Below are 15248 nucleotides of genomic sequence, written 5' to 3'. Positions count from 1 at the left end.
CGTCGTACCGGATCTTGGGAGATACGCAGATGGCACCCGGCCTTCCCCCCGCCATGGACCGACCGCACTTCATCGGCATCGGCGGCGCCGGGATGTCGGGGATCGCGAAGATCCTGGCGCAGCGTGGGGCCGTCGTCGCGGGCAGTGACGCCAAGGAGTCGGCCACCGCCGAGGCGCTGCGGGCGCTGGGCGCGACCGTGCACATCGGGCACGCCGCCCGGCACCTCGCCGACGACGCGAGCTGTGTCGTCGTGTCGTCGGCGATCCGGAGTGACAACCCCGAGCTGGTCCGCGCGGCCGAGCTGGGGATTCCGGTGGTGCACCGGTCCGACGCGCTCGCCGCGCTGATGGACGGGCTGCGGCCGATCGCGGTCGCCGGTACCCACGGCAAGACGACCACCACCTCGATGCTGGCCGTCTCGCTGAGCGCGCTCGGGCTGAACCCGTCGTACGCGATCGGCGGGGACCTGGACGCGCCCGGCTCCAACGCGCTGCACGGCGAGGGCGAGATCTTCGTCGCCGAGGCGGACGAGTCGGACCGCAGCTTCCACAAGTACGCGCCCGAGGTGGCGATCGTGCTCAACGTGGAGCTGGACCATCACGCGAACTACGCCTCGATGGACGAGATCTACGAGTCCTTCGAGACCTTCGCGGGCCGGATCGTGCCCGGCGGCACCCTGGTGATCTCCGCAGACCACGAGGGCGCGCGGGAGCTGACCCGGCGGCTGGACGGCGTGCGGGTGGTGACGTACGGCGAGTCCGCCGACGCCGATGTGCGGGTGCTCTCCGTCGTCGCCCAGGGGCTCAGGAGCGAGGTGACCGTCGTGCTGGACGGTCAGGAGCTCACCTTCACCGTCTCCGTGCCCGGTCGCCACTACGCCCACAACGCCGTCGCCGCCCTGGCCGCCGGCGCCGCGCTCGGCATCCCGGCCGCGGAGCTGGCGCCCGCGATCGCCGCGTACACCGGCGTCAAGCGGCGGCTGCAGCTCAAGGGCGAGGCCGCCGGGGTGCAGGTCATCGACTCCTACGCGCACCACCCGACGGAGATGACGGCGGACCTGGAGGCCATGCGCGCCGCCGCCGGTGACGCCCGGATCCTGGTCGTCTTCCAGCCCCACCTCTTCTCCCGGACCCAGGAGCTGGGCAAGGAGATGGGCCAGTCCCTCGCCCTCGCGGACGCCTCGCTGGTGCTGGACATCTACCCGGCCCGGGAGGACCCGATCCCCGGGGTCACCAGCGAGCTGATCATCGACGCCGCCCGGGTGGCGGGCGCCGACGTGACGCCGGTGCACGACAAGGGCGAAGTGGCGTCCGTGGTGGCGGGAATGGCGAAGCCCGGTGATCTCGTTCTCACCATGGGCGCGGGCGACGTGACGGACCTCGGCCCGCTGATCCTGGACCGCCTGTCGAAGTGAGGGGCTGAGGCTCATGTCGTACGACGTCGAGAAGCCGGACGAGCAGTGGCGCGCGGAACTGACGCCGGCCGAGTACCAGGTGCTGCGGCGGGCCGGTACCGAGCCGGCGTTCACCGGTGAGTACACCGACACCAAGACCGAGGGCGTGTACTCGTGTCGCGCCTGCGGTGCCGAACTGTTCACGTCGGCCACCAAGTTCGAGTCCCACTGCGGCTGGCCGTCGTTCTTCGACCCGAAGGACACCGACGCGGTGGAGCTGCTCAGCGACACCTCGCACGGCATGGTCCGCACGGAGGTGCGGTGCGCGCGATGCGGATCCCACCTCGGGCACGTGTTCGAGGGTGAGGGGTATGCGACGCCGACCGATCAGCGGTACTGCATCAACAGCATCTCGCTGCGGCTGACGCCGAACGAGGGCTGACGGGCCTCGGAGAGCCGGCGGGAGCCGGAGGGCCGGCAAGACTCCCAGGGCACCCCCGAACGTGCAGGTGTTCGAACTGAAGAAACCTGATCGTCACCTGTTCTGGTTCGGGGTGCTCTTACGGTGGTAGCTGTGGCGCGATCGTTCGAGTCGTTTCAGAGTCCGGCGACGGCCGAGCCGGCCGACTCCGCCGACTCGGCCCCCTGGGGTGCCGGCGGATCCCCGCTGAGCGCGCTGCGCTCGGCCGCCGCCCGGATCGGCACCACCCTGGACGAGGACACCACCTGCGCCGAGCTGACCCAGGAGGTCGCCGGCCAGGTGGGGGCCGCGGTGGCGGTGATCCGCGCCGACGCCGGTCGCGAGTACCAGGCCGTCGTCGGCAACCCCGCGGTGCTGCCCGACCCCGGCTGGGCCGCCGAGACGGCCCGCGAAACGGGGGAGAAGGGCGGCGCGGTACGGCTGACCTCCGGCGGCTCCCGGCCCGCCCTCTGCGTCCCGCTCGCCGTCCACCACCACCGCTACGCCATCCTGGTCTGCGCCCGCGAGGGGCCACCCTTCACCCACGCCGAAGAGGAACTGGTGACGTTCCTCGGCGAGCGTGCCGCCGCGAACATCCGGCACGCCCGCGAGCACGAAGCCGTCAGCGGCATCGTCGGCAGGCTCCAGCGCGCCCTGCTCGCCGAGCCCGGCCGCCCGCACCCCAACCTCGACGTCGCCATCCGCTATCTGCCGGTCGGTCGCCGGGCCCTGGTCGGCGGCGACTGGTGCGAGACCGTACGGCTGCACTTCGGCCGTACGCTGCTCGTCGTCGGCGACGTGATGGGGCACGGACTGGACGCGGCCGTGGACATGACCGCATACCGCTCGGCCCTGCGCTACATGGCCTCCGCCGACCTCCCGCCGCACCGGGTGCTGCGCCAGCTCGACGACATCGCCTCCGCCGAGCCTGACCGCCGCCCGGCCACCTGCCTCATCGCCCGCGTGGACCCCGTGCGCGGCCTGGTCACCCTGGCCGGCGCCGGCCATCTGCCGCCCGCCGTGATCGACGCCGACGGCACGGTATCGCTGATCCCGGTGCCCGTCGGCCCGCCCCTCGGCACCGGCCTCGGCGGCTACGAACCCGCCACCTACCGTCTCGACCCCTCCCAGGCGCTCCTGCTCTTCACCGACGGGCTCGTCGAGCGCCGCGGCGAGGACATCGACACCTCCCTGGACCGGCTCACCCGGCTCACCTTCGCCCCGTCCACCGGGGTCCAGGACGTCCTCGACACCGTGCTCGCCCGCCTCGACGCCCGGCACGCCGAGGACGACGTAGCGGTGCTCGCCGCCCGCCTCCGGCACCGCTCCGAACCCACCGCGCGACCCTGACCGTCAGTGGCCGACCGGTGGGGTGAAACAGCCGGTCTCCAGGTACGGCCCGTTGGCCGACGCTCCGAAGTTCGACTCCTGGACGAACGCCGTGACACAGGCGTCGGGGTGGACCCACAGCCCGATCATGGCGCCCTCCGGCGTGACGTACTCACCGTTCTCGTACCGCGAGCGCATCTCCTGCACTTCGAGGCTTCCGCCGATCAGCTCGCCGCTCCGCGTCACGCGCCGCTCCTCGTAGCCGAGCCGGAGCAGAGCCGCCCGTACCGACTCGGGGTCCCATCTCCCCTGTTTCCACAGCTTCTCGAGCACCGGCTCGATGCGGGCCGCCTCCCGCCGGGCGTCCTTCTCGTGCGCGGCGGACATCTCGCGGGGCTGACGGTGGGCGTTGTTCTCGCTGTAGTGCGGGGCGCCGTCCCCGGCGCCCGGCTCGACGTACGGGGAGGCTCCCGAAGGGCTGGGCGTGGGCGTGGCCGCCGCGCCCGGGGACCGCAGCTCCCCGCAGCCGGTCAGGGCGAGACAGGCGGCCAGCGCGACGGCAAGGCGGGTGCGGTGCAAGGGAGTTGAGGTGGCCATGGGTCGATTGTGGCGTGCCCTCGGCCGGTCCGGATGAGTACGCGTACTCAGAGCACCTTCCGATGCACCAGCGCCGACAGCATGAGCACGCCCGGCACCAGCGGCAGCCACACCGTCAGCACGCGGTAGCCGATCACGGTCGCCGTGGCCGGACCGAGGGCCGCGCCCATGGCGGCCATCGTGAACACCAGGGCCGCGTCCACCGGTCCGATGCCACCCGGTGCCGGCACGGCCCCGACGGCGGTACTGGCAGCGAGGAACGCGAACACCAGCTGTGCCCACGACAGCGGCAGCCCCAGCGAGGTCCCGACCGACGCCACCACGCCCGCCTGGAGCAACGGCGTGACGGCCGCCCCGCCCCACAGCGCCAGCACCCGGCTCGGCATGGTGTGCAGCCGTCGGGCGTCGGTCAGCGCGGTACGCGCGAACCCGAGACAGCCGCGGCGCAACGGCCGCACGAAGGCCAGGATCAGGGCCAGGGTGGCCAGTGCGGTGCCCACGGCCACGCCGGCCGGCAGCAGCGTCCCGCCGTCCGGGACCAGGCCGTCCAGGCGGATCAGCTCCGGGGCGGCCAGCAGCAGGCCGAGCAGCACGACCGACTTCGCGATCGGTTTGACCAGGGAGTACAGGGCGAGCGAGGCGGCGGCCCGGGGGAGGGGTATGCCCTGGCCCTGGAGGAAGCGCAGGGTGACGGCGTGGGCGCCGAGGCTCGCCGGGAGCACATGGTTGGCGGCGCCCGCGGCGAACTGGGAGGCGACCAGCAGCAGGGGCGGCAGCCGCTCGGGGATCGAGCCCTGCCGGACCGCGGCGGCGGCCACCCAGGTCAGACAGGTGAAGGCGACGCCGACCAGCAGCCACCAGGGGTCGGCCGTGGTCAGCCGGGCGGCGCCGTCGGACAGGCCGCGCCAGTCGGCCGCCAGCCAGACGCCGATCAGCAGGAGCGGCACCACGGTCAGCAGATGGCGGGCGAGGCGGGCGGGGGAGGGAGTGTACCGGCGGGCCGGGGAGGGGGCCGGAGCGGGAGTGGCGGCGGGGAGCGGGAGAAGGGACATGGGGCACGTCGTCCTTCCGCGTCACGCCCACGCGGCGGGAGGGCGGACGGATCACAGGGCGAAGCAGCGGGGACGAGCGAAAGGTGCCCGCCCGACATGACGTCGCGGAGTCCTGAAACCGACACCGCACCGAAGAAACGGAACAGGACGCGCGCCGCACCCCCGCGGCGGCGTCCCGCACGACGCCGGTGATCATGCCCCTCGGGGGCCGTCCCGCGCCTGGGGGACGGCCCTGTCAGCCGTGTGGTCAGGCCTTGCGGCCCACTCCGCAGTACGCGTCGACGGCGACCTCGGCCGCCTGGGCGCCGGTCTCCTCCGGGCGCCACTTCGTGACCTGGACGATGCCCGGGTCCACCAGCTCCAGGCCGTCGAAGAAGGCGCCGATCTCCTCGACGCTGCGCACGTAGTACGGCACCGCGCCGCTCGAGTTGTACGCCTCGGAGGCGGCGATCATGCCCTCGCTGGTGGCCGTGCTGTCGCTGATCACCAGGTAACTGCCGGAGGGCAGGCCCGCCATGAGCTGCCGCACCAGGTCGCGGGCCTGCGCGTGGTCGGCGACATGACCCAGGGTGTTGAGGATCATCAGGGCGACCGGCTGCGAGAGGTCGAGGGTCTCCGCCGCGGCCTCCAGCACCGCCTTCGGGTCGTACAGGTTGGCGTCCAGGTACGCCGTGCGGCCCTCGGGGGTGCTGGTGAGCAGGGCGTTGGCGTGGGCGAGCACGATCGGGTCGTTGTCGACGTACACGATCCGCGCGTCCGGGGCGACGCGCTGGGCCACCTCGTGGGTGTTGTCGGCGGTGGGCAGCCCGGTGCCGATGTCCAGGAACTGGCGGATGCCCTGCTCCCCGGCCAGATGGCGCACCGCACGCCCCAGGAAGTGCCGGCTGGTGACGGCCACGTCGACCAGGCCCGGGAAGATCTCCTTGATCTCGTCGCCGATCTCCCGGTCGACCTCGTAGTTGTCCTTGCCGCCGACGAAGTAGTTCCAGAAGCGCGCGGAGTGCGGCTTCGTCGTGTCGATGCGGGCGCGTATCTCCATCGACGCGCGGATCTGGGGATCGACGTCCGACACGGTGCGGCCTCCTGCGGTGGCTTCGTTGATCAGGTGGAGCCCAACTTAGGCGAACTGACTTTCGCCGTATGCGGCTTGGTCGGTTGAGACCCTGGAGACAGTCGATTTTCGGCCACCTCGATCTCGGTCCCGGTGACGGGTTGAAGGCGCCCCCAGCGCGCAGTCCGCCGGTCGGGCGCACACTGGGAATGTGCTGTCGGTGCTCTCCAGGGGGTGTCGGCCGATGGACGAGGCGCGGTGCGAGCGGATACGGATGTGGCGGTGGCGGCGCAGTCCGCTGCGGCGCCGCTGCGACCTGGTCGAGGCGTGGGTGGTGCTCTGCGGGTGGGTGCTGGCGCTGGTGGGCGGGGCGCTGGCGGGCATCGTCGCGGTCGGTGCGGTGGAGCGGTCCGCCGAGGAGCAGCGGTCGCGCAGCCGACTGGTCTCGGCGGTGCTGGTGGAGAACGCGGACGACAAGGTGCCCTCCCGGGTGCCGGCCGACTACCGGGTGTGGGCCACGGTGCGCTGGACCGGCCCCGACGGGCAGACCCACACCGACGACGCGCGCGTGGCGCCGAAGACCAAGGCCGGGGCCACCGTGCGGGTCTGGACCGACGGCCACGGCCAGGTCACCGCCGAGCCCCTGAGCGGCGGAGAGATCCGGCTGCACGCCGTCTCCGGCGGCACGCTGGCGGCCCTGTGCACCGCGGGCCTCGTCCTCGGCTCGCTCTGGGCCCTCCGGCAGCTCATGGAGCGGCGGCGGCTGGAGCAGTGGGCCCTGGAGTGGGAGCGGATCGACACCCGCAATGGCTGGAAGACCGGCTGAGCGCGGCGCGGAAGGCGTGGTCCGGCCCTGTCGTCCCGCTTAACGCGGCCTCCCGTCATGCGTTAGAAAGACGGCGGAGAACAACGTGCGCGAACGATGTCGGTCGGCCTGGTAGACGGCGCGGCGGAGAGCGGGGGTACCAGGGATGGCGGGGCCGGACGTGTTCGTGGAGTACCTGGACGGCTACCCCGGCATCCTCGCCGAGGCCTCCGCGACGGGCCGCCGGCTCACCCGCGCCGAGCTCGACTCCCGCCGGGTCCTGGGTGAACGGGCCGCCGAGGCCGGGATCGGACTGCGCGCCATGGTCGCCGCGCACCTGGCCGAAACCCGCGCGCACCGGCCGGCCGGAAACTCCGCGGACGCGGTGCTCGCCGCCCTGGCCCAGGCCCTGGACGCCTTCGGCGAGGGCTACGAGCGGGCCCAGCGGGACGCCGTACGCCGGGAGGAGGCCGCGCGCCGGGAGTTCGTGGACGATCTGCTGTACGGCCGCAGCGACCTCGGCCGGCTGGCGCAGCGCGCGGAGCGGTACGGGCTGCGGCTCTCGCACGCGCACGCCGTCGCGGTGGCCCGGGGGCGGACCGGCTACGAGGACGGCGACCCCGTCCCGCGCGAGGTGGAGCGCGCGCTGATCGGCCGGTTCGGGGACCGCAGCATCCTGCTGACCACCAAGGACGGCCGGATGGTCTGCATCGCCCCCGGCAACCAGGCCGAGGTGCTCACCCACTTCGCCCAGCACGCCCATGCCGCCACCGACGGCGGCCAAGTGGCGATCGGCCGCGAGCACCCCGGGCCCGCGGGCGTCGTCCAGTCCTACGAGGAGGCGCTGAACGCGCTGGACCTCGCCGAGCGCCTGGAACTCGCCGAACCGGTGCTGCGCGCCGCCGACCTGCTCGTCTACCCCGTGCTCACCCGGGACCGGCAGGCCATGGCGGACCTGGTGGCCAGCGTCCTCGGCCCGCTGCGGCAGGCCAGGGGAGGCGCCCGGCCGCTGCTGGACACCCTCGCCGCCTACTTCGACTCCGGCTGTGTGGCCGCCGAGGCGGCCCGCCGGCTGTCCCTCAGCGTCCGCGCCCTCACCTACCGCTTGGACCGGGTCCGCCAGCTCACCGGAGCGGATCCGGCCGACCCGGTGCAGCGCTACACCCTGCAGACCGCGGTGATCGGGGCCCGGCTGCTGGACTGGCCGGCGAAGCCCCTGTGAGCACCGCTCACCCGACGGTGCCGCTCGGGCTCGGGGCCGCACTCGGCGTCGGGGACGCCGTGTTGAGGTTCAGGTCCGGGCGGGGCTTGAGGACCAGGATCGGGGAGCCCGGCTGCGGCGGGGGCGGGGTGAGCTGTTCGTCGGGGAGTTTCGGCGACGAGGTCTGCTGGAAGTTGACCTGTTCGTAGTTGACCAGGCCCGTCTTCTCCAACACGGTGATGTGGTCCAGGACCGTGTCGTTGGTCAGGTCCGCCAACTGCCGCACCAGCGAGTTCTGCGTGTTGGCCCGGATGCTGGCGACGGCCGGGAAGATCCGGCCGTGGGCGACCCGCATGATCGTGACCGCGGTGGAGTCGAACTCCTTGCCGGTCTTGGAGTCCGCCGTCGCCACGAACTGCTGCTGCTGCGGGCTCGGCTGGTTCGGCAGCGTGATGCCGAGATCGGGCGCGATCTTGCGGCACAGCGCGTCGAGTCCGGAGTGGCCGACGAGAAGATGCTTGCCCACTTCCTTCATCTCCGTGGTCGTGCCGCGCTCCAGCGCCATCTCCCCCAGCGGGTACTCCCACAGCCCCGCCGCCCGCACCTTCACCACGAAGTCCCGGTCCGCCTCGGTGAGGGGTCCCCACTGGGTGTTGGCGATGATGCGGGACGTGTCGGACGAGGTGTTCTCCACCCCGAGCATCGCGGGGTACGCGAGGGCGGAGAGGGTGAGCACCAGGGCGCCGCCGACGAAGACGGTTCCCGCCGTGCTGCGCGAGATGCGCATCGGACCTCCTGAAGGCGAACGGCTCGGACATCAGGAGATACGAGCGGGCCGGGCGGAACAATCATCGGGACGGGTAAAACTTCCCCCCATCCGGGCGTGTCCTGCGTCACACTCGCCCAGCGCTGCGGCCCCTTCACCGTGTGTTGTGATGCGGGTCACAAAGGGTCTAGGGTGAAAGCGTTCGAGGGAAGTGAGCCTTTTGTCCGTTGCCTGGGACGACATCGGCGGACTCGTCGATGCCCATCAACGCTTCCTCGCCGGGGTCCATGTCGACTCGGACGTCCGGGACTCCGTGCTGGCCTCCTGGAAGCGCTGCCGTGCCGCGGGGCTCCAGCCGCACCGGCTGTTCATCCCGTACGAGCCCGACGTGGCGCTCGACGAGCGGTTCCTGCGGGCCGCCGAACCGATTCTGCGGAAGCTCGCCGACACTCTCACCGACCTGGGCACGACCATCGCGCTCTGTGACGGGCAGGGGCGGATGGTCCAGCGGCTCGGCGGCGGACGAGGCCTGCTCGCCCGGCTCGACGCGGTGAGCTTCGCCCCCGGCTTCGACGCCTCGGAGCAGGCGGCCGGCACCAACGGCGTGGGCACCGCGCTGGTCGAGCGCGGGCCCGTCCAGATCATCGGCCGGGAACACTTCGCCGACTGCCTGCAGCCCTTCGCCTGCGTCGGCGCCCCCGTCCGGGACCCGCTCAGCGGCCGGATCGAGGCGGTGCTGGACCTGACCTGTCTGCGCGACGACGGCGACCCGGTCATGCTCCGGCTGGTCCGGGAGGCCGCCCAGGCCATCGAGGCCCGGCTGCTGGGCCAGGCCACCGAGCGGGAGAGATCCCTGCTCGCGGCCTACCGACGAGCCGGTCACCCGAGGGGCCCGGAGCCGGACGGCGACGCCGGGCTCGACCGCATCGACCTCGCGGTGCTGCGGGAGCGGGCCGAGGCGCTGCTCGCCTCGCCCCACCGCACGCTCGACGAGGTGACCCTGACCGGAGGCCGGGTGGCCAGCCTGCTGCGCCGCAAGGTCGTGGGCGCGGCCGGGGAGAACGGCGTCGTCGTCGAGGCGCGGGTGCTCGGCAACACCGTCTCCCTCACCCCTCCGGCAGCTCCGCCCCCGCCCGCACCCGTGATCCCGCCCCTGGTCGCCGCGCCCGCCGACGGGGGCGGCGGAGGGGTGGTGCTCGTCGGGGAGCCCGGGGTGGGGCAGCTGGCCGTACTGGCGCGCAGGCGGCTGGAGTTGCTGCACGAGGCAGGGGCCCGGATCGGCGCCACCCTCGACGTCACCCGCACCGCCGAGGAGCTGGCCGAGGTCACCGTCCCCCGGTTCGCCGACTTCACCGCCCTCGACCTGCCCGACGGCGTACTGAGAGGCGAGGAGCCGGACCGGCTCGGGGCGGGCGTGCCGCTGCGCCGGGTGGCCCTGCGCAGCCGCAACGACGAGCCGCGGCTCTACCACGTCGGCGACGGCTTCGCCTATCTCGCCCCCACTCCCCAGGCCCGCAGCCTGGAGAGCGGCCAGGCCGTGCTGGAACCGGTCCTGTCCGAGGCGAGCGGCTGGTTCGCGCAGGATCCGGTACGGCTGGAACGGGTGCTCGCGGCCGGGACGCACTCCCTGATCACGGTGCCGCTGCGGGCGCGCGGCGCCACCCTCGGCGTGGTCAGCTTCTACCGCTGCGGCAACCCCACCCCCTTCGAGGAGGACGACCTCTCCCTCGCCCAGGAACTCGGCGGACGCGCCGCGATGTGCATCGACAACGCCCGCCGCTTCACCCGCGAGCACAACACCGCCCTCACCCTGCAGCGCAGCCTGCTGCCCCGGGGCCGGCCCGAGCAGAACGCCGTCGAGGTCGCCTACCGGTACCTGCCCGCCCAGGCCGAGGTGGGCGGCGACTGGTTCGACGTCATCCCGCTCTCCGGCGCCCGCGTCGCCCTGGTCGTCGGCGACGTCGTCGGGCACGGGCTGCACGCCGCCGCGACGATGGGCCGGCTGCGCACCGCCGTGCACAACTTCTGCTCCCTGGACCTGGCCCCGGACGATCTGCTCACCCACCTCGACGACCTGGTGGGCCGCCTCGACCGGAGCGAGGGCTGGGACGTGGCGAGCGCCCCCGCCGAGACCGGCGGCATCGGAGCCACCTGTCTGTTCGCCGTCTACGACCCGGTGTCCCGGCGCTGCACCCTCACCCGCGCCGGGCATCCCCTGCCCGCAGTCGTCGCCCCCGACGGCTCGGTGGAGTTCGTCGACCTGCCCTCGGGGCCGCCGCTCGGCCTCGGCGGCATGCCCTTCGAGACGGCGGAGGTCGAACTCGCCGAGGGCAGCCAGCTCGTGCTCTACACCGACGGCCTGGTCGAGGACCGGCACCGGGACATCGACACCGGCCTCGACCGGCTCCGCGACGTCCTCTCCCACGCCGGCCGCGCCCCGGAGGACACCTGCGAGGCCGTCCTCGACGCCCTGCTCCCGGCCCGGCCCAGCGACGACGTGGCCCTGCTGGTCGCCCGCACCCATGCCCTCGGGCCCGACCGGGTCGCCCAGTGGGACCTGCCGAGCGACCCGGCGGTCGTCTCCCGCTCGCGGGCCGCGGTCACCGAGCAGCTCGCCGTCTGGGGCCTCGACGAGCTGGCGTTCACCACGGAACTCGTCGCGAGCGAGCTGGTCACCAACGCCATCCGGCACGCCACCGGACCCGTCCAGCTGCGCCTGTTGCGCGACCGCGCGCTGATCTGCGAGGTCTCCGACGGCAGCGGCACCTCACCGAGGCTGCGCCGGGCCCGCGGCGAGGACGAGGGCGGCCGGGGCCTGTTCCTCGTCGCCCAGCTCACCGAGCGCTGGGGCACCCGCTACACCCCACACGGCAAGGTCATCTGGACCGAACAGCCCCTGCCGTGAGCAGACCGACAGGGAACCCACCGCCCCTCCAGTAGTCCCCCCACTCGCCGGTCCTCACCACCCCGTCCACAGCAGGTGGTTGACGAGCAGTGCCAGGGTGGTCTGTGCGGTGAGCCAGGCTCGCGGGCCGGGCAGGAGCGCGCACGACGGCAGCAGCCACAGCGCGAACGGCAGCCAGATCCGTTCCGTCTCCGCCTTGCTCATCCCGGACAGATCGGCGACGAGCATCGCCACCAGACCGGCGAACACCAGCACCCCGAGCCGGAACCCCGGCGTGCCCTCCCGGCGCAGCAGCGCCACCCCGGCCCGCCGCAGTCCCGCCGCCGAGGCGAGGCCCACCACGAGCACCTGGCAGGCGAGGTTGGCCCACACCCAGTAGGCCTGCGGACGGGTACCGCCGGCGCCCTGGTCGTAGCGGGTGACCAGCAGGTCGTACGCCTCCCACCACCAGAAGCCGAGCGCGGTGAAGACGATCGGGACCACCAGGAAACCGGCGGCCGCGAACAGCAGCGGCCGCACCCGCTCCGAGCCCAGGAACAGCACCGCCGCCACGAGGACGACGTAGAGCGTCAGGCCGTACGACAGATACACCGTCAGGCCGAACAGGAGCCCGGAGGCGAGGCCGGTCCAGCGCGGTCGGTGGCCCGTGACCGCGAGCGCCAGCAGCGCCACCGCCCACGTGGCCACCGCCGCGAACCAGGCGTCGGCCGACGCGCCCAGCCACACCGCGCCCGGCGTCAGCACCAGGAACGGCGCGGCCCGGCGGGCGAGCCTCTCGTCGGCCAGGGTGCGGACGGTGACGAGGATCGCGAGGGCCGCCGTGGCGCCGGTGACGATGCACCACACGCCCGCCCAGGCGCCGCCGCCCAGGCCGACGCGGTCCAGGTAGACGAAGGTGAGGGTGGCGGCCGGGGGGTGGCCGGCGATGTGCGCGGGCCAGTGGTCGGGGGAGCCGATCAGGATGTGCCCGGTGAAGTCCCGCAAGGTGGCCGGGATGTCGTGGAAGCGGTCGATGACCTGGAGGTACTCGTACCGCGTCGTCAGCCGGCGGGCGATGCCGCGCTGCCAGCCGTCGACCAGGGCGAGCGAGAAGGTCCAGGCCGTGCCCGCGCCCCACCCGGCGAGCAGCAGGGCCCGCCAGGGCAGGCGGGCGGCCAGGGGCGGGCCGTACCCCACCACCGCGACCGCCACGACGATCGCCGCCGCCGTGCCGGGACCGACGTGCGGGCCCCAGTCCGCCAGCAGCGGCGGCCAGTTGACGAAGAGGGTGCCGTCGCGGTGCTCGACGGCGGTGCCGACCAGGGCGGCGGTCGCGAAGAGCAGGGCGGCGGCCGTGGCGGCGTACAGGTCGCGGCGCAGGTCGCGGGAGGGGACGCCGGGCCGTTCGCGGGAGGTGTCACGGGGCAGTTCGGATGAGGGTGCGCGGGTCACCTCTGCACGCTAGGGCGGCCGGTCTCGACCGGATGGCTGACAGGCGCGGACGTCAGAGATTCGTCATGGTTCGTGAGCGCTTTCGGGGGGTGCTCGCGGCCTACGGTCGGGGCATGAAACGCACTCCGGCACGAGTTCTGCAGCGGTCTCCCTTCTCGCCCGGCTTCTGGCGCAGCCCCCTGCGCGGCCCCTGGCTCACCTCGGTGCTCGGCGTGGTGCTGCTCGGCGGGATCACGGTGCTGTTCGTGACGGGCCTGGTGTCGTACGCGGCCTACAACCCGGATCTGTCGCCGGTGAACGACAAGACCCCGGACAAGGGGATCCTCGGCTTCTACCTGTTCTCCTGGCCGACCGACCCGCACTGGCTGTACCGGCTCAACCAGGGCGTGCACGTCACCCTCGGCATCACGCTGGTCCCGGTGCTGCTGGCCAAGCTCTGGTCGGTCGTGCCACGGCTGTTCACGCTGCCGCCCGCCCGGTCCCTGGCCCACGCCCTGGAGCGGATCTCGCTGCTCCTCCTGGTCGGCGGGGCGCTGTTCGAGTTCGTGACCGGTGTGCTGAACGTCCAGCTCGACTACCTCTTCCCGGGCTCCTTCTACCCGCTGCACTTCTACGGAGCCTGGGTGTTCTTCGCCGCGTTCGTCGCGCACGTGGTGCTGAAGACGCCGACGGTGCTGCGCAATCTGCGGCAGATGAGGGAGGAGCGCAACGACCTCGTCCCCGCCGCGCCGGCCGAGCCGACCGTCTCGCGGCGCGGGGCGCTGTGGTTCGTCGGGGGCGGCTCGCTGCTGCTGTTCGCGACGAGTGTCGGGCAGAACTTCGACGGCCTGCGCTGGACGGCCGTCCTCGCCCCGCACGGCCCCGCCGACCCGGGCGACGGGCCGAACGGCTTCCAGATCAACAAGACGGCCGCCTACGCGGGGATCCGACCGGCGGAGACCTCGGACGAGGCCTGGCGCCTGGTGGTCACCGGCCGCGCCGGAACCGTACGGCTCAGCCGCGAGGACCTCCTCCAGCTGCCCCTGCACAGCGCCGCGTTGCCCATCGCCTGCGTGGAGGGCTGGTCGACCTCCGACCAGTGGTGGCGTGGCGTGCGGCTGCGCGACCTCGCCGCGCTCGTCGGGTACGACGATCCGCCCGACGTGTTCGTGGAGTCCCTGCAACGGCGCGGCGCCTTCCGCCGCGCCGCCCTGCGGGCCAACCAGGTCGCCGACCCGCGTTCCCTGCTCGCCCTGTTCGTCAACGGCGAGGAGCTGTCCCCCGACCACGGCCACCCGGCCCGGGTCATCGTGCCCGCGGCGCCCGGGGTGCTCAACACCAAGTGGGTGGCCCGGCTGACGTTCGGAGACCTGTGATGCGACGGATCCCGTGGGGGAGCCCGTTCCAGATCCTGCTGCTGGCCTGCTCGTTCGCGCTCGCCGGCTATGCCGGGGTACGGCTGCTGGACGGGGACGACCGCTTCGAGATCGCGCTGTGGTTCGTGGGCGCGGCCCTCGTGCACGACCTGGTGCTGCTGCCGCTGTACGCGGCGGCGGACCGGGCGCTCGGGAAGGCGGCGGGCCGGCAAGTCATGTACGTCCGGGTCCCCGCCGGCCTGTCGCTGCTGTTGCTGCTCGTGTGGTTCCCGCTGATCACCGGCCGGGTGTCGGAGCGCTACAGCTCCGCGACCGGGCTGTCCCCGGACGGCTTCCTGGCCCGCTGGCTGCTGGTGACGGCCGTGCTGTTCGGGGCGTCGGCGGCGCTGTTCGCGCTGCGGTTGCGCAGGGCGGCGAAGGAGCGGTCCCCGGCCGTCCACTGACCCACGGCCCGCCAGCCGGCCCGGCCCGCGTGCCGCAGCAGGGCGGGGGTGCCGAGACGGGCCCACGGGAACGGGGTCCCTTCGGCGCCCTGGGCGTCGGTGACACGGACCAGGGTCCGCTCGTCCAGGTCGAGCCCCGGCACGGTCTCCACGATCAACAGGCCACCGGGGCGCAGGACCTGGGCCATCCGGGCGAGGAGCGAGCCGGGGTCGCCGCCGATGCCGACGTTGCCGTCGATGAGCAGGGCGGTGCCCCAGCGGCCCTCGCCGGGGAGCGGGTCGAAGACGGAGCGGTGCAGGGCGGGGGCGCCCAGGTGCTGGGTGCGGGCCACGGCGGCGGCGCTGACGTCGATGCCGAGGGCGGGGCGGCCCTGCTCACCGAGGGCCGCCACCAGCCTTCCCGGACCGCAGCCCACGTCCAGGACGGCGCCCTCGCAGTGCCGGAGCACCTCCATGTCG

13 protein-coding genes and 1 pseudogene are annotated in these 15248 nt (G+C 73.3%); 8 read left to right on the top strand and 6 right to left on the bottom strand.

What is annotated here, in order from left to right; translation table 11 throughout:
• Window positions 1-29: 29 nt before the first annotated feature.
• From murC to ACWDRW_RS22635, 3 genes are all read left to right on the top strand, one after another.
• The gene (gene murC / locus ACWDRW_RS22645; RefSeq protein ID WP_451725706.1) at window positions 30-1415 is read left to right on the top strand and encodes a UDP-N-acetylmuramate--L-alanine ligase; all 1386 of its coding nucleotides are present in this window, start codon (window positions 30-32) and stop codon (window positions 1413-1415) included.
• Window positions 1416-1428: 13 nt separating this feature from the next.
• Window positions 1429-1836 carry a peptide-methionine (R)-S-oxide reductase MsrB gene (gene msrB, locus ACWDRW_RS22640; RefSeq protein ID WP_451725704.1) on the top strand — a complete coding sequence of 136 codons (408 nt, stop codon included), beginning with the start codon at window positions 1429-1431 and terminating at the stop codon, window positions 1834-1836.
• A gap of 132 nt (window positions 1837-1968) precedes the next feature.
• Entirely contained in the window at window positions 1969-3204 is a 1236-nt protein-coding gene (locus tag ACWDRW_RS22635; RefSeq protein ID WP_451725702.1) for a PP2C family protein-serine/threonine phosphatase, read from the top strand.
• 3 nt (window positions 3205-3207) lie between these two features.
• On the opposite strand, the gene ACWDRW_RS22630 is transcribed toward ACWDRW_RS22635, so the two are convergent.
• From ACWDRW_RS22630 to ACWDRW_RS22620, 3 genes are all read right to left on the bottom strand, one after another.
• Window positions 3208-3780, bottom strand: coding sequence for a hypothetical protein (locus ACWDRW_RS22630; RefSeq protein WP_451725700.1), 573 nt, complete (start codon window positions 3778-3780; stop codon window positions 3208-3210).
• Window positions 3781-3827: 47 nt separating this feature from the next.
• The gene (locus ACWDRW_RS22625) at window positions 3828-4832 is read right to left on the bottom strand and encodes a lysylphosphatidylglycerol synthase transmembrane domain-containing protein (RefSeq protein ID WP_451725698.1); all 1005 of its coding nucleotides are present in this window, start codon (window positions 4830-4832) and stop codon (window positions 3828-3830) included.
• A gap of 247 nt (window positions 4833-5079) precedes the next feature.
• On the bottom strand, window positions 5080-5871 hold the full coding sequence (locus ACWDRW_RS22620; RefSeq protein WP_451725811.1) for an SAM-dependent methyltransferase: 792 nt from the start codon (window positions 5869-5871) through the stop codon (window positions 5080-5082).
• 256 nt (window positions 5872-6127) lie between these two features.
• On the opposite strand from ACWDRW_RS22620, the gene ACWDRW_RS22615 reads away from it, so the two are divergent.
• Window positions 6128-6709: an Rv1733c family protein gene (locus ACWDRW_RS22615; protein ID WP_451725696.1), complete on the top strand. Its 582-nt coding sequence runs from the start codon at window positions 6128-6130 to the stop codon at window positions 6707-6709.
• Between the two features lie 145 nt (window positions 6710-6854).
• Window positions 6855-7910 carry a PucR family transcriptional regulator gene (locus tag ACWDRW_RS22610; protein ID WP_451725694.1) on the top strand — a complete coding sequence of 352 codons (1056 nt, stop codon included), beginning with the start codon at window positions 6855-6857 and terminating at the stop codon, window positions 7908-7910.
• A gap of 7 nt (window positions 7911-7917) precedes the next feature.
• Here ACWDRW_RS22610 and ACWDRW_RS22605 read toward each other — a convergent pair whose 3' ends face one another.
• Window positions 7918-8676: a DUF4142 domain-containing protein gene (locus ACWDRW_RS22605; RefSeq protein ID WP_451725692.1), complete on the bottom strand. Its 759-nt coding sequence runs from the start codon at window positions 8674-8676 to the stop codon at window positions 7918-7920.
• A 199-nt stretch (window positions 8677-8875) separates the two neighbouring features.
• Between ACWDRW_RS22605 and ACWDRW_RS22600 the strand changes: the two genes are divergently transcribed.
• Complete coding sequence (locus ACWDRW_RS22600; RefSeq protein WP_451725690.1) at window positions 8876-11560, top strand: SpoIIE family protein phosphatase; 2685 nt, start codon at window positions 8876-8878, stop codon at window positions 11558-11560.
• Window positions 11561-11614: 54 nt separating this feature from the next.
• On the opposite strand, the gene ACWDRW_RS22595 is transcribed toward ACWDRW_RS22600, so the two are convergent.
• Complete coding sequence (locus tag ACWDRW_RS22595; RefSeq protein WP_451725809.1) at window positions 11615-12967, bottom strand: hypothetical protein; 1353 nt, start codon at window positions 12965-12967, stop codon at window positions 11615-11617.
• 137 nt (window positions 12968-13104) lie between these two features.
• Between ACWDRW_RS22595 and ACWDRW_RS22590 the strand changes: the two genes are divergently transcribed.
• Both ACWDRW_RS22590 and ACWDRW_RS22585 read left to right on the top strand, forming a co-directional pair.
• Complete coding sequence (locus ACWDRW_RS22590) at window positions 13105-14346, top strand: molybdopterin-dependent oxidoreductase (protein WP_451725688.1); 1242 nt, start codon at window positions 13105-13107, stop codon at window positions 14344-14346.
• Window positions 14346-14789 carry a hypothetical protein gene (locus tag ACWDRW_RS22585; protein WP_451725686.1) on the top strand — a complete coding sequence of 148 codons (444 nt, stop codon included), beginning with the start codon at window positions 14346-14348 and terminating at the stop codon, window positions 14787-14789. The genes ACWDRW_RS22590 and ACWDRW_RS22585 overlap by 1 nt, the downstream gene beginning before the upstream one ends.
• Before the next feature lie 134 nt (window positions 14790-14923).
• On the opposite strand, the pseudogene ACWDRW_RS22580 reads toward ACWDRW_RS22585, so the two are convergent.
• A pseudogene (locus ACWDRW_RS22580) lies at window positions 14924-15244 on the bottom strand (class I SAM-dependent methyltransferase); the annotation flags it as partial.
• Between the last annotated feature and the right edge of the window lie 4 nt (window positions 15245-15248).

Source organism: Streptomyces sp. NPDC003635 (assembly GCF_053587635.1).
This window is presented reverse-complemented; position numbering and strand designations above follow the sequence as displayed.